The organism is Paraburkholderia sabiae, from assembly GCF_030412785.1.
GTDB classification, from domain to species: Bacteria; Pseudomonadota; Gammaproteobacteria; order Burkholderiales; family Burkholderiaceae; genus Paraburkholderia; species Paraburkholderia sabiae.
Genome location: NZ_CP125295.1, coordinates 3,200,756 through 3,213,304 on the forward strand (window position 1 = coordinate 3,200,756; position 12,549 = coordinate 3,213,304).

Consider the following 12,549-nt stretch of genomic DNA (forward strand, 5'->3'; position numbering starts at 1 on the left):
CTTTCAAATTGCGAACACTTTAGCCTTTTGCGCCGACGAGCGTCAACGAAGGGTTATTACTGATGGCTCGGCCTCTCGTACTTTCCGAACTGCGAATCCAGACGACGCGTGAGCAATTTTTCGCAGCAGTCCGGCTTCACATCGCGTTACCTGCCAAGCGTTTTACCCCGCAAAACAAGGCACAAAACTTAACTTTTAATATTTCGGATACCTTATTTAAATAGACAAAATATCGCGACCAGAAATGGATGACACCTCGTTCATCGACCAGACTCAGGAAACCAGACGCGCGACGGCATCCCGCATCCTCTTCCCGCGGATGCGCTTTCATTGCCTTTCCTCCCCTCTTTGACGCGTTCCGACAACGGCGCCTCACTTACAAACAAAAAACTTTCTTTACGTTTTACTTTCATATATAACGACAGGGCATGTCGCGAACACGCCTGTCTCGCACATGTCCTCAGCCCACCAGTGCTAGCCGGTGGGCTTTTTTTTGGTGCGTACGCTTAATCGCAGGCCACATACAAATTCCTTTCATCAGTCCATTCGACTCGGTGAAAACCCCTCCAAGCTTTCGCTTGACTTACTTGATATATCACATATCGTATGGAATCTATCAGCGATGCATTTTGTGAGTCGCTGGTCGGAAGAGCCGCTTAGGCCCCCGCAAATACCTGGCAGGCAAGTTTCGCAACTATCGTGCACGCGACCCGGTCATGCGCCCACGCGCCGGTTCGGGTCGACAAAGGAGACAGCGATGAAAACAGAGCATCAGGAAGGGCCGCAGTCGTGGTACGCATCACCGTGGGTGCAGCTCGTATTCGGCGTGGTCTGCATGGCGATGATCGCCAACATGCAGTACGGCTGGACACTGTTCGTCAATCCGATCGACGAGAAGTATCACTGGGGCCGCGCGGCCATTCAGGTCGCGTTCACGATCTTCGTCGTGACGGAGACCTGGCTCGTGCCGATCGAAGGCTATCTCGTCGACAAGTACGGGCCTAAGCCCGTTGTGGTCGCGGGCGGCTTGCTGTGCGCGGTGGCCTGGGTGATCAACTCGATGGCTTCGTCGCTGCCGCTGCTGTACCTCGCCGCCGCTATCGGCGGGATCGGCGCGGGCGCGGTGTACGGCACGTGCGTCGGCAATGCGCTGAAGTGGTTCCCGACGCGTCGCGGTCTCGCTGCGGGCATCACTGCGGCCGGCTTCGGCGCGGGATCGGCGGCCACGGTCGTGCCGATCGCAAACATGATCAAGAGCAGCGGCTACGAAGCGACCTTCCTGTGGTTCGGTCTCGGCCAGGGCATCGTCGTGTTCCTGCTGGGCATGTTCCTGCTCGCGCCGCCCGCCACGATGCTCGCGTCCGTGAAGAACGCGGCGAAGCGCCTCGTTCACAACGCGACGCCGCGCGAAGTCGTCTCCGCACCGGTGTTCTGGGTGATGTACCTGATGTTCGTGATGATGGCGGCAGGCGGTCTGATGGCGACGGCGCAGCTCGGGCCGATCGCGAAGGACTTCGGCCTGCACGATTCGCCCGTGTCGCTGCTCGGTCTGACGCTGCCCGCGCTGACGTTCGCGCTGACCATCGACCGCGTGCTCAACGGCCTGACGCGTCCGTTCTTCGGCTGGATCTCGGATCGCATCGGCCGCGAGAACACGATGTTCGTCGCGTTCGCGATCGAGGCGGTCGGCATTCTCGCGCTGTCGAAGTTCGGCCAGAGCCCGGTTGCGTTCGTCGTCCTGACGGGCATCGTGTTCTTCGCGTGGGGCGAGATCTACAGCCTGTTCCCGGCGACCTGCGGCGACACGTTCGGCCCGAAGTTCGCGGCCACCAACGCCGGCCTGCTGTACACGGCGAAGGGCACGGCTGCGCTGCTCGTGCCGTTCACGAGCATCGTCACGGCAGCAACGGGCAGCTGGCACGCCGTCTTCATGCTCGCGTCGGGCATGGCGGCCGTCGCGGCGTTGCTGGCGCTCTTCGTGCTCAAGCCGATGCGCCGCGCCTACGCGCTTCAGCATTCGGAGCCGTCGCTGGAAGTGCCGTACGGTTCGTCGACGCGCATCAGCGACTCGGCGCGTATTTCGGCTGAAGGAGGCTGATCGGCGGGACGTAGTTTTGATGTCGGTTTTGACGTAACAAGATGCCCGTCCGCCAGCGCGCGACGGGCATCCGCTTTTCCGAAACGCAAAGAAGCACGCCAAACCTGGCGCACTCTGTAGCAGCGCGCGTGACACACTGCCCTCATCGGGCGTCGATTGTCACGTTTGCGCGCCGCCCGAAGGCCACAGCGCATTTCTGGCACGAACCGTGCGCGCCCCGCTTGCGCCGATACGCACGCCGCCCAAACCCAGCCTCGCCAGCCGTCGCATCACCCGGCGTCCGTGTCGCCCTTCCGACACTGGCCGACCGACAGAGGCGAATCCGATGGACCGCGAAGAGCTACTCGAAGACTGGCGCACGCTCGCGCTCGATATCGAGCATCAGGTAGAGAACGCCGTCATCGGGCAGCCCGACACCATCCGGCTCATCAACGTTGCGCTGTTCGCGCGCGGCCACGTGCTGCTCGAAGGCGGCGTCGGCGTCGGCAAGACGACGATCCTGCGTGCGTTCGCGCGAGCGATCGGCGGCGATTTCGAGCGCGTGGAAGGCACGATCGATCTGATGCCGGGCGATCTCGTCTATCACACGTATGTCGATGCCGAAGGCAGGCCGCGGATCGAACCGGGCCCGCTGATCAAACACGGCGAACGGCTCGCGACATTCTTCTTCAATGAGATCAACCGCGCGCGTCCGCAGGTGCAATCGCTGCTGCTGCGCGCGATGGCCGAGCGTTCAGTGTTCGCGTTCGATCGCGAGTACCGCTTTCCTCATATGACCGTGTTCGCCGACCGCAACAAGGTCGAGAAGGAAGAGACGTTCGAACTGGCGGCAGCAGCGCGCGATCGATTCATGTTTGAACTGAATATGTCGACGCCCGACGATGCGCCCGCGCGTCGCGCGCTCGTCTTCGATCCCGACTTCCACGACACGGATGCGCTGCTCGCACGCGTGACGCCGGACGTGCTGCCGTGGCAACGATTGAATACGATTGCCGCGAGCATCCAGCGCACGATCCACGCGAGCGAAGCGATCGAACGCTATGCGCTCGATATCTGGCGCGCAACCGAAAACCCCGCGCAGTTCGATATCGCGCTCGACGATGTCGACATGCAGCGCCTGATTCTCGCGGGCGCGAGTCCACGCGGCATGAGCGCGCTGCTGCGCGCGGCGCGCGTCGTCGCGTGGCTCGACGGACGCACGTATCTGACGCCCGAGGACATTCACGGCGTACTGCTGCCGACGCTCGGTCATCGTGTGTACTTCACGCCGATCTACGAGTTGCGCCGCCAGCAACTCGCCGATGCGTTGATGGAACAGATCGTGTCGCGAGTCGCCGCGCCGTGAACACACTCGCGGAGTTTCAATACCGGCTGCCCGTGCGCGTGTCGGGTGCGCGGCCCGGCGGGCATCGCGGATCGAGCGTCGGCATCGGTCAGGAATTCGCCGCGCACACGCGTCTGTTCGATCATCCCGATCCGCGCCGGATCGATGTGCGTGCAAGCGTGCGCACCGTGCAGCGCGAATGGCTCGTGCGCGTGCACAGGCAGCGCGTTGCCGTGCCCGTGCATGCCGTCGTCGACGTGTCGGCGTCGATGCGCTTCGGCGCGAACAGCACGAAGCTGGAAGTGGCAGAGGCCTTCGTCGAAGCGCTCGGACATAGTGCGTTTCGTATCGGCGACCCTGTCGGCATGCTCGCGTTCGACGACGCAGCACGCGAAGACCTTTTCGTCCCCGCAAGGCACGCGCGCGGTATGGGCACGCTGATGGCTGAACTGTTGCGCGACAGTACGCCGGAGCAGACGCGCTCGTCACGCGCTGCGTCACGCGATCTCGGTTTGCGCGACGTCGCCACGCGTCTTGCGGGCCGCGCGTGTCTCGTCTTCCTCGTCTCCGACTTTCATTGGCCGCTCACTGCGCTGCCTTCCTTGCTCGATACGCTGACGCACGCGTGGGTCGTGCCCGTCGTGCTGTGGGATCGCGCCGAAGTCGAGCCGCCGTCGCACAATGGCTGGATGTCGCTGGTCGATATCGAGTCGGGCGAAATGCGCTCGATGTGGATGCGCGATTCCGTTCGCGAGCGCTGGCGCGGCGCCGTTGCAGAGCGTCGTGCGCAGATCGCCACGCTGTTCGCGCGCCACGGCATCCGTCCGTTCTTCAATCAAGGCGCGTTCGATGCCGAAGCGCTCAGCCGCTACTTTCTCGAGTTGACGGCATGACGCGCGCCCGCCTACGCCCGATCATCGCGCTTGCACTCATGGCGCTATGTGCTCACGCTGCCGCAGCACCCGCGACCGTGCAGCAGCCGCGCGCATTCGGCCATGTGCTCGGCGATATCGCCACTCAACAGGTGTTGCTCGATTCAAGCGCACGTAACGACGAACTCTCGGCGATGCCGTCGACGGGCCGCGTCAACGCATGGCTCGAACGTCGTCCGCCATCGTTCAGAACGGATGCCGACGGCCGCCGATGGCTGGTGCTCGATTATCAGGTGATGAACTCGCCGCGCGCACTGACTGTCACGATGACGCCGCCGCTGCAACTGCGCCTCTCGTCGGGCAAGACGCTCGATGTCGCGCAGAGCCCGCTGTCGATCGGTCCGCTCGCGCCAGTGGCCGCTACCGATGCACAGCGCCTCTCAGGACTTCAACCCGACCGCCTGCTCGCAGCCGAATCGACGGCGCCCTTGCAGCGTGCGTTGATTGTGTGGAGCGCGCTGGCCGTCGCGGTGATCGTCGCGTGGCTCGGCTGGTGGCTCTGGCGCAATCGACGCGACGCGCAGCAGCTTCCGTTCGCAAAAGCGTGGGCACGCTTCGGCCGACAAGACGACACGACGCTCGACGCGAATCCCGAAGCGTGGCGCGGCCTGCATCGCGCGCTCGATGAAGCGGCAGGACGCGTCGTGTTGTCCCGTTCAGTGCCGGAGCTTGCGCAGAAAGCGCCGCATCTGCGTGAGCTTCAACCACAACTCGAGCAGTTCTTTCAGCGTTCGTCCGACCGCTTTTTCAGCGACGTTCCCGTAGCGTCGCCGTTCTCGTTGCGCGATCTGTTTCGCGCGCTGTATCGCGCGGAAAAGCGCCACCACCGATGAGCACGCCGCCCGACTTCCTCTATCCGTGGGCGCTCGTGCTGCTGCCGCTCGCCGCGCTGCCGCTGCTGCGTCGGAGCATCGACACGCTGCCCTATTCGTGGGTCGCATGGCTGCCGCGCGATCGCGCGGGCCGCGTCGTCGCGATCATCTGGCGCGCCGCTGCCGTGATCGCGCTCGCGGCTGTGATCGTCGGGCTCGCGGGGCCAGGGTTTTCCGGCGAGCAAACGCGAATCACGGGTACAGGTGCCGAGATTCTGATTTTGATGGACGGCAGCGGCAGCATGAATCAGGCGATCAGCAGCGGCTCGATGAACGTCGCCGACGCACCCACGGCAGGCGAAACAAAGAACCAGATGGCGCGCGATGCGATCACCGCGTTCGTCGCCCAGCGCGCCAACGACCGCCTTGCGTTCATGCTGTTCGGCACGCATCCGATGCTCGCCGTGCCCTTCACGCGCGACCGCACCGTGATCGATGCCGCGATCGCCGCGACGGGCGTCGGACGCGGCACGCCCGATACCTTGCTCGACCGTGGCATCCAGTCTGCCGTCGAACTGTTCGACGGCAGACCGCGCACCAGCAGCCGCGCGATCGTGCTCGTGTCGGATGGCGGCGCGCGGCTCGACGACGTGGCGCGCGAACACATCCGCGCCGGGCTCGCGCGCAACGGCGTCGCGCTGTACTTCATCTATTTGCGCAGCGGCATCTACAGTCCCGATCTGCATGTGCGACTCGTCGACGCCGATCATTCGCCCGAAGCCGAACTGCATCGCTTCTTCCTGTCGCTGCCGACAGCCTATCGTCTGTATCAGGCCGACAGTCCGCAGCAGGTGGCGCGCGCGATGAGCGATATCGCCCGCACGGAAAACGCGCCCGTGTCGTTCATCGAACGATTGCCGCGGCAGGATCGCAGCGCGTGGTGTTACGCGACTGCGCTGTTCTGCTGTGCATTGCTGGTCGGCGTGTGGTTCATGCAAAGACGGAGCCTGCGATGAAGCGGCTGCCTGTTCATCTCATGTTCGGCGTGGCGACGCTGTGCTGCGCGGGCGTCGCCGGCTACTACGCGGTGCGGCTTCAGCACATCGCGCAATCGAATCGCGAAGCGACCGCGATCGCGACACAGCCGCGCGCGCAGTGGAGCAAGTCGGCGCTGGAGAGCAACGATCCCGCCGTGCGGCTCGCGCAAGCCGTCGCGCTCGCGCGCGCGGGTCAGCATGCCGAAGCGGGCAAGCTCTACTACGACCTGTCGCGCGTGGCGTCGTCGAGCGAAGCAGGCCGCCTCGCGCTTTACGACCTCGCCAACATGTATCTTCGCGAAGCCGCCGGCGACGATGCACAAGGTCCCGTACGTTCTCCACCCATGCTCGAAACTGCGAAGGCACGCTATCGCGAAGTGCTGCGCGTCGACGCAGGCAACTGGGACGCGCGCTACAACCTCGAGCGCGCGTTGCGGCTCGCGCCCGAAGCGCAAGACACCGCCGACGATACGAAGGACGTCAAGGAGCAGCACAACATCAACGTGCGCGGCGCCGCGCCCGAGGAATTGCCGTGAAGCGCGGCGCGCAGCCTTGGATGCGCTATCTGCACGGACGCTGGTGGCAGCTTCCGCTTGCCGCGCTGCTGCTCGCCGCTGCCGTGCTGATGCCGCCCATCGAATTCAAACGGCCCGTGTTCCGCTACGTCATTACATTCGACATCACGCAGAGCATGGATGTGGAGGACGTCACGCTCGGTGGCAAGCCGGTGAGCCGTATCGACTTCGCGAAGGCTGCGATCAGCGATGCGTTGCAGCACTTGCCGTGCGGCTCGGAAATCGGCTGGAGCGTGTTCACGAATCAGCGTTCGCTGCTGCTCGTCGCGCCTGTCGAACTTTGCAGTAACTACGACGCATTGCTGTCGTCGCTCGATCAGATCGGCGGAAACATGCGCTGGATCAACAGCAGCGTGATCGCGCAAGGCGGCATCTATTCCGCGATCCGAGCCGCGACGGAACTGGGCCACAACACCGACGTCGTGTTCATCACCGATGGCCAGGAAGCGCCGCCCGTCGCGCCGAACGAAACGACCGTGCGCGACATTCCGCAGGGACTCGTGCATGGCTGGCTGATCGGCGTCGGCGGCGACCAGCCGGCGCCGATTCCGAAGACCAATGCCGATGGCGTGCGCACCGGCTACTGGCAGGCCGACGATGTCCGACAGGTGCGTCCCGAGCCCGGCGCGCCCGCCGTCGCCGAGAGCCACGAAGAACTGTCGCAACTCAGAGAGACGTATCTCGAAGCCGTGGCGGGGCATCTCGGCTTCGGCTATCGACGGCTCGTCGCGCCGACTTCGCTGCGCGCGCCGCTGACGGACCCGCGCTATGCGCATCCGATCCCCGTTGCAACCGATATCCGTTGGGTGCCCGCGCTGCTCGCGCTGATTCTGCTCGTATGGCGCTTTCTTCCGGCGCGACGCAACGTACGTGCGGACAAGCCTGTCAGCGCACGCTCCATTCCGGCGCGTGCTTATTGAACGCTTATTGAGCGCTTATTGAGCACTTAATGAACGATGCAGGCATGCGGACTGCTGCCCTTGCCATCACTTTGCAAGGACAAGCGCTCATGCACTCGAACCTGATTTCATCTGTCTCACGCCACTTCGTTTCGTCGACGTGCGCATTCTGCGCAGCGATGTCGCTGTCCACTTTTGCCGATGCGCAGATCACCGCGCCAAGCGGCTCGCCGCCGCAGGAAAGCCGCACCGCGCCGATGGGTACGAACCCCGCGACGCCCGCATCGAACACGCTCGAATCGAACGCGCCGCAGGCGGCTGAAGCGAAGCCGGATCAGCGCAGCAAGTCGAAAGCGAAGCCGGGGCACAAACCAGAGGGCGCGGGCGGTTTCGACAATGGCCTGTACGGCACGGGCGCGGGCAACAACAAATAGCGTGTGGACGGCAAAGCGGGCCGGGCTTTTCGGGGATAATCGGGACCGGCAAGTCGTCCAACCTTCAATCCCGTCCTGCGGCCCGGCGCCGCGTGGCCACGGATGCCCCAGCAGTTGTGCAGCCCATGAGCAAAACACAAAACCCGCAGCGCCAGATCGACGCGATGCTGCAGCAGGCCGTCGCGATGCAGCAGAACGGCGCCCATCCGGAAGCCGAAGAGCTTTATCGCGAGATCCTCGCTTTGCGGCCCAAACACTTCGACGCGCTCCAGTTGCTGGGTGCGCTGTCGCTGCAGGCGGGGCGTCTCGATGAAGGCATCGAACTGCTGAAGAAAGCAATCGCGATCAACGGCATGCAGGCGCCGCTTCACTCGAACCTCGCGTATGCATATAACGCGCAGCGCCGCTTCAACGAAGGGCTGGCGAGCGCCAATCGCGCGTTGGCATTGCAGGCCAATTTCGCCGATGCACTGAATAACCGCGGCAACGCGCTCGCGGGACTCGAACGTCCGGCTGAAGCGTTCGCGAGTTTTGAAAAGGCGATCGCGTTGCAGCCCGCGCTCGCGCAGGCCTGGAACAATTGCGCGTGCGTGCTGCGGGACCTCGATCGTCCCGACGATGCACTGGCCGCCTGCGATCAGGCCATCGCGTTGCAGACGGGTTATGCCGAAGCCTGGAGCAATCGCGCGAACGCATTGAGCGACCTGAACCGTCCACAGGATGCGCAGGCCAGCTATCAGCGCGCGCTCGAACTCGCGCCTTCGTTCGCCGACGCATGGAGCAATCTCGGCCTCACGCAAATCGACCTGAAACAGCACGAGGATGCGCTGCAATCGTACGAGCGCGCGCTCGCGCTGAACCCGGACCAGGCAGAAGCGCACTGGAACCGCGCGCTCTGTCTGCTGCAGATGGGCCGGCTCGACGAAGGCTGGCAGGAATACGAATGGCGCTGGCAGCGTCATCGGATGCAAGGCGCGCAGCGCCAGTTCGCGCAACCGCTATGGCTCGGCCAGTTTCCGCTCGACGGCAAGACCATCCTGCTGCACGCGGAACAGGGGCTTGGCGATACCTTGCAGTTCTGCCGCTATGTCCCGCTCGTCGCGGCGATGGGCGCGAAGGTGATCCTCGAAGTGCCGCAGGAGCTGATGCGTTTGCTTCAGACGCTCGATGGCGTCGCCGGACTGGTCGAACAGGGCCAACCGTTGCCCGCCTTCGATTGCCACGCTCCCCTGCTGAGTCTGCCGCTTGCGTTCGGAACGCGCGTAGAGAGCATCCCTGCCGACACGCCCTATCTGTTTCCGGATGAGTCGGACACGAAACGTTGGAGCGAGCGTCTGGCAAGCGACGTATCGCGGGCGCTGAAGGTCGGTCTCGTGTGGGCGGGCGGCAACCGTCCGCATGTCGCCGAGTTGCGAAAAACCGATGCGCGGCGTTCGATTGCGCTCGACACGCTGGCACCGATCCTCGACATACCGCATGTGCAGTTCTACAGCTTGCAGAAGGGGCCCGCCGCGCAGCAGCTGAGCGGCAACCCTGAACTCGCCGGACGGATCGTCGATTACACGGATGAGTTCGCGGATTTCGCCGACACGGCCGCCTTCGTATGCAACCTCGATCTGGTGATCAGTGTCGACACGGCTGTCGCGCACCTCGCCGGTGCGACGGGCACGCCCGTGTGGATCATGAACCGCTTCGATACCTGCTGGCGCTGGCTGCTCGATCGCACCGACAGCCCGTGGTATCCGCGCGCGCGGCTGTTCCGGCAGCCGGCGCTCGGCGACTGGAACAGCGTGATTGCCGACGTGCACGACGCGTTGGCGGCAGAGGCATCCGCGGCCGGATAAGCGGACTCCTGGCATTGAAGCGGGCCTCTGCGGCCTCTCAAGACAAACCCTAACCCCTGACAGCCGCACCGCGCGCAACCCAACACAAGCCCTACATCCCTTTCACGAAGACTACCAATATCCCAAATCGGCACGAACGCGTTGCCGGTTTCGGCGTTGGCCCGATTTTTCGTCGATCTACAGTCGCCTCACACAATCCGTATCTCAACTGGAGGCGACATGAGAATAAGGCGACGAACCGCGTCGATCGCGGCGACGCTGTCATTTGCCGCTGCCTGCATCGGCAGCGCGCACGCAATCGAAAAGCCCGAAGAACTGACCGTGCAGAAGCTGCCCGCATGGCATCCGCACGAAGTATTCGTCGTCGATATTTCGATGCCGTCGATGACCGACGCGCGCATCTACATGTACGACGCCGACGCGAAGAAGCTGCTCGGCCAGATCGACGCGGGCTTCGCACCGGGCTTTGCGATCTCGCCGGACCACAAGACAAGTTACGTGTCGACCACGTACTTCGCGCGCGGCTCGCACGGCACGCGCACCGACGTCGTCGAACTCACCGACAACTCGACGCTCGATCACACGGGCGAAATCGTCATTCCGCCGAAGCACGGCCAGCATGTACCGTCGCCGTACAACACGACGTTCAGCGCAGACGGCAAGCGTCTCTATGTGACCAACATCACGCCCGCCGCGTCGGTGACGGTGATCGACGTCGCATCGAAGAAGGTGCTCTCCGAAGTCGACATGGCCGCGTGCGTGCTCGCCTATCCGTCGGGCAACGACCGCTTCACGGGCCTGTGTGAAAGCGGCAAGGCGCTCACCGTCACGCTCGATGCGAACGGCAAGGAAACGAAGCGCGTGATGTCCGATGCATTCATCGACGTCGATAAAGATCCTGCTTACATCAACGCGTCGCCGTATCAGGGCGGCTATCTGTTCACCACGTTCCACGGCATGGTGCGCAGCGCCGATTTCCGCGGCGACAAGCCTGTGTTCGGCAAGGCGTGGTCGCTGTTGACGGACGCCGAGCGCGCCGAGGGCTGGCGTCCGGGCGGCATGCAGCAGACCGCCGTGCAGGCGAAGCTGCATCGCTATTACGTCGCGATGCATAAGGGCGAAGACGGCTCGCACAAGGATCCGGGCACGGAAATCTGGGTGTACGACCTGCAGACGAAAAAGCGCATCGCGCGCTGGGATCTGTCGCAACAGAAGATCGACGCAGTCGCATCGATCCAGGTCAGCGAAGACGACAAGCCGCTGTTCTACGGCATCACGGGCACGTCGGATCTCGTCGTGATGGATGCGCGCACGGGCAAGCTGCAGAACGTCGAAAAGCAGGTCGGCAATACGTCGTCGCTGCTCGTCAATCCGTGAGGCCGACATGATGCTCGATCCTGTACTCGCGACGGGCGCGCAAGCCAGCACGGCGATCGTCGTGCTGCTCGGCGCCGTCGCCAAATGGCGGCGCCCTGCCGCGTTCCGTCAGGCCCTCGGCGATTACCGCCTGCTGCCCGATGCATTGACGGCGCCCGCCGCCTTCGCGATCGCGGCAGCGGAAACGGTCGGCGCCGCCGCGCTGCTGTTCCCCGACACGCGCGTGTTGGGCGCGATCGTGCTGGTCGCATTGCTGCTCGCATTCGCGGCGGGCCTCGCGTTCAACATCCTGCGCGGCCACACGGATATCGACTGCGGCTGCTCGGGCTTCGCGGCGACGCAAGCTTCGACGCAGCAGAACGCGCCGCGCGGCATCGGCTGGTTCCATGTCGCGCGCGCGTTGCTGCTCGCGGCGCTCGCTGCCACCGCATTCATCGAACCGGCGACGCGTTCGATCGTGTGGTTCGACTACCTGACGCTCTTCTTCGCCGTGCTGCTGATCGTCTGCGCACTGCTCACTTTCGATGTGCTGCTGGCCAACGTGCCGCGCCTCTCCCACTTGAGGAATTCATGATGCAAACCGCTCTCACCGTTTCGACCGCGCTCCTGTGGATCGCCGTTCTCGCGCTCGGCGCGATCTGTCTCGCACTGGTTCGCCAGGTCGGCATTCTGTACGAACGCATCATGCCCGCAGGCGCGTTGATGATCGATAAAGGCCCCGCTGTCGGCGCGATTGCACCGACGTTCGAACTGTCCGACATTCGCGGCCAGCAAGTGAAGGTCGGCGGTATCGATGCGCAAGGCAAGGCCACGCTGCTGTTCTTCCTGTCTCCGACGTGCCCCGTCTGCAAGAAGCTGCTGCCGCTGCTGCCTTCGCTGCAAGCGAGCGAGTCGACGCCCGTCAACATCGTGCTCGCGAGCGACGGTGACGTTGCCGAACATCAACGCTTCGCGCAGAAGCAGAACCTCGACCGCTTCCCGTACGTGCTGTCGCAGGAACTGGGCATGGCGTATCAGATCGGCAAGCTGCCGTATGCCGTGCTGCTCGATGAAAGCGGCAAGGTCCGCTCGAAGGGTCTCGTCAACACGCGCGAGCATCTGGAAAGCCTGTTCGAAGCGAAGGAACGCGGCGTCGCATCGCTGCAGGAATTCGTGCACGGCGACCATCGCCACGAGCAGCACGAACAGCATGCATGACGCGCCGAACCCACTGACAA

The 12,549-nt window shown here is 63.9% G+C and carries 13 protein-coding genes; 12 read left to right on the forward strand and 1 reads right to left on the reverse strand.

Annotation, left to right across the window (positions count from 1 at the left end):
* Nucleotides 1–136: 136 nt before the first annotated feature.
* Nucleotides 137–331 carry a hypothetical protein gene (locus QEN71_RS14345; protein ID WP_201651089.1) on the reverse strand — a complete coding sequence of 65 codons (195 nt, stop codon included), beginning with the start codon at nucleotides 329–331 and terminating at the stop codon, nucleotides 137–139.
* A gap of 426 nt (nucleotides 332–757) precedes the next feature.
* Here QEN71_RS14345 and oxlT point away from each other — a divergent pair, with 426 nt between their 5' ends.
* The 12 genes from oxlT to mauD all read left to right on the forward strand — a co-directional run bounded on the left by oxlT (nucleotide 758) and on the right by mauD (nucleotide 12,529).
* The gene (gene oxlT, locus QEN71_RS14350) at nucleotides 758–2,098 is read left to right on the forward strand and encodes an oxalate/formate MFS antiporter (RefSeq protein ID WP_201651090.1); all 1,341 of its coding nucleotides are present in this window, start codon (nucleotides 758–760) and stop codon (nucleotides 2,096–2,098) included.
* 325 nt (nucleotides 2,099–2,423) lie between these two features.
* Nucleotides 2,424–3,443 (forward strand): AAA family ATPase, encoded by a 1,020-nt coding sequence (locus QEN71_RS14355; protein WP_201651091.1) that lies wholly within the window; start codon nucleotides 2,424–2,426, stop codon nucleotides 3,441–3,443.
* Nucleotides 3,440–4,315, forward strand: coding sequence for a DUF58 domain-containing protein (locus QEN71_RS14360; RefSeq protein ID WP_201651092.1), 876 nt, complete (start codon nucleotides 3,440–3,442; stop codon nucleotides 4,313–4,315). Before QEN71_RS14355 ends, QEN71_RS14360 begins: the two co-directional genes overlap by 4 nt.
* A complete protein-coding gene (locus tag QEN71_RS14365; RefSeq protein ID WP_233471820.1) occupies nucleotides 4,312–5,187 on the forward strand; it encodes a hypothetical protein in 876 nt (291 codons plus the stop codon). Before QEN71_RS14360 ends, QEN71_RS14365 begins: the two co-directional genes overlap by 4 nt.
* Nucleotides 5,184–6,182, forward strand: a complete 999-nt coding sequence (locus QEN71_RS14370; protein ID WP_201651093.1) for a vWA domain-containing protein — start codon at nucleotides 5,184–5,186, stop codon at nucleotides 6,180–6,182. Before QEN71_RS14365 ends, QEN71_RS14370 begins: the two co-directional genes overlap by 4 nt.
* The gene (locus QEN71_RS14375; protein ID WP_201651094.1) at nucleotides 6,179–6,739 is read left to right on the forward strand and encodes an MxaK protein; all 561 of its coding nucleotides are present in this window, start codon (nucleotides 6,179–6,181) and stop codon (nucleotides 6,737–6,739) included. The genes QEN71_RS14370 and QEN71_RS14375 overlap by 4 nt, the downstream gene beginning before the upstream one ends.
* On the forward strand, nucleotides 6,736–7,698 hold the full coding sequence (locus QEN71_RS14380; RefSeq protein WP_201651095.1) for a vWA domain-containing protein: 963 nt from the start codon (nucleotides 6,736–6,738) through the stop codon (nucleotides 7,696–7,698). The genes QEN71_RS14375 and QEN71_RS14380 overlap by 4 nt, the downstream gene beginning before the upstream one ends.
* An 89-nt stretch (nucleotides 7,699–7,787) precedes the next feature.
* The gene (locus QEN71_RS14385; protein ID WP_201651096.1) at nucleotides 7,788–8,111 is read left to right on the forward strand and encodes a hypothetical protein; all 324 of its coding nucleotides are present in this window, start codon (nucleotides 7,788–7,790) and stop codon (nucleotides 8,109–8,111) included.
* A gap of 125 nt (nucleotides 8,112–8,236) precedes the next feature.
* Complete coding sequence (locus tag QEN71_RS14390) at nucleotides 8,237–9,955, forward strand: tetratricopeptide repeat protein (protein WP_201651097.1); 1,719 nt, start codon at nucleotides 8,237–8,239, stop codon at nucleotides 9,953–9,955.
* A gap of 219 nt (nucleotides 9,956–10,174) precedes the next feature.
* Nucleotides 10,175–11,332 carry an amine dehydrogenase large subunit gene (locus tag QEN71_RS14395; RefSeq protein ID WP_201651098.1) on the forward strand — a complete coding sequence of 386 codons (1,158 nt, stop codon included), beginning with the start codon at nucleotides 10,175–10,177 and terminating at the stop codon, nucleotides 11,330–11,332.
* A gap of 7 nt (nucleotides 11,333–11,339) precedes the next feature.
* Nucleotides 11,340–11,906 carry a MauE/DoxX family redox-associated membrane protein gene (locus QEN71_RS14400; protein ID WP_201651099.1) on the forward strand — a complete coding sequence of 189 codons (567 nt, stop codon included), beginning with the start codon at nucleotides 11,340–11,342 and terminating at the stop codon, nucleotides 11,904–11,906.
* The gene (gene mauD, locus QEN71_RS14405; RefSeq protein WP_201651100.1) at nucleotides 11,903–12,529 is read left to right on the forward strand and encodes a methylamine dehydrogenase accessory protein MauD; all 627 of its coding nucleotides are present in this window, start codon (nucleotides 11,903–11,905) and stop codon (nucleotides 12,527–12,529) included. The genes QEN71_RS14400 and mauD overlap by 4 nt, the downstream gene beginning before the upstream one ends.
* Nucleotides 12,530–12,549 lie beyond the last annotated feature (20 nt).

Bases quoted from the DNA above. Each gene is read 5' to 3' on its own strand.
- QEN71_RS14395 (WP_201651098.1), top strand. From the start codon at position 10,175: ATGAGAATAAGGCGACGAACCGCGTCGATCGCGGCGACGCTGTCATTT.
- QEN71_RS14355 (WP_201651091.1), top strand. From the start codon at position 2,424: ATGGACCGCGAAGAGCTACTCGAAGACTGGCGCACGCTCGCGCTCGAT.
- QEN71_RS14390 (WP_201651097.1), top strand. From the start codon at position 8,237: ATGAGCAAAACACAAAACCCGCAGCGCCAGATCGACGCGATGCTGCAG.
- QEN71_RS14345 (WP_201651089.1), bottom strand. From the start codon at position 331: ATGAAAGCGCATCCGCGGGAAGAGGATGCGGGATGCCGTCGCGCGTCT.
- oxlT (WP_201651090.1), top strand. From the start codon at position 758: ATGAAAACAGAGCATCAGGAAGGGCCGCAGTCGTGGTACGCATCACCG.
- QEN71_RS14375 (WP_201651094.1), top strand. From the start codon at position 6,179: ATGAAGCGGCTGCCTGTTCATCTCATGTTCGGCGTGGCGACGCTGTGC.
- mauD (WP_201651100.1), top strand. From the start codon at position 11,903: ATGATGCAAACCGCTCTCACCGTTTCGACCGCGCTCCTGTGGATCGCC.
- QEN71_RS14400 (WP_201651099.1), top strand. From the start codon at position 11,340: ATGATGCTCGATCCTGTACTCGCGACGGGCGCGCAAGCCAGCACGGCG.
- QEN71_RS14370 (WP_201651093.1), top strand. From the start codon at position 5,184: ATGAGCACGCCGCCCGACTTCCTCTATCCGTGGGCGCTCGTGCTGCTG.
- QEN71_RS14385 (WP_201651096.1), top strand. From the start codon at position 7,788: ATGCACTCGAACCTGATTTCATCTGTCTCACGCCACTTCGTTTCGTCG.
- QEN71_RS14365 (WP_233471820.1), top strand. From the start codon at position 4,312: ATGACGCGCGCCCGCCTACGCCCGATCATCGCGCTTGCACTCATGGCG.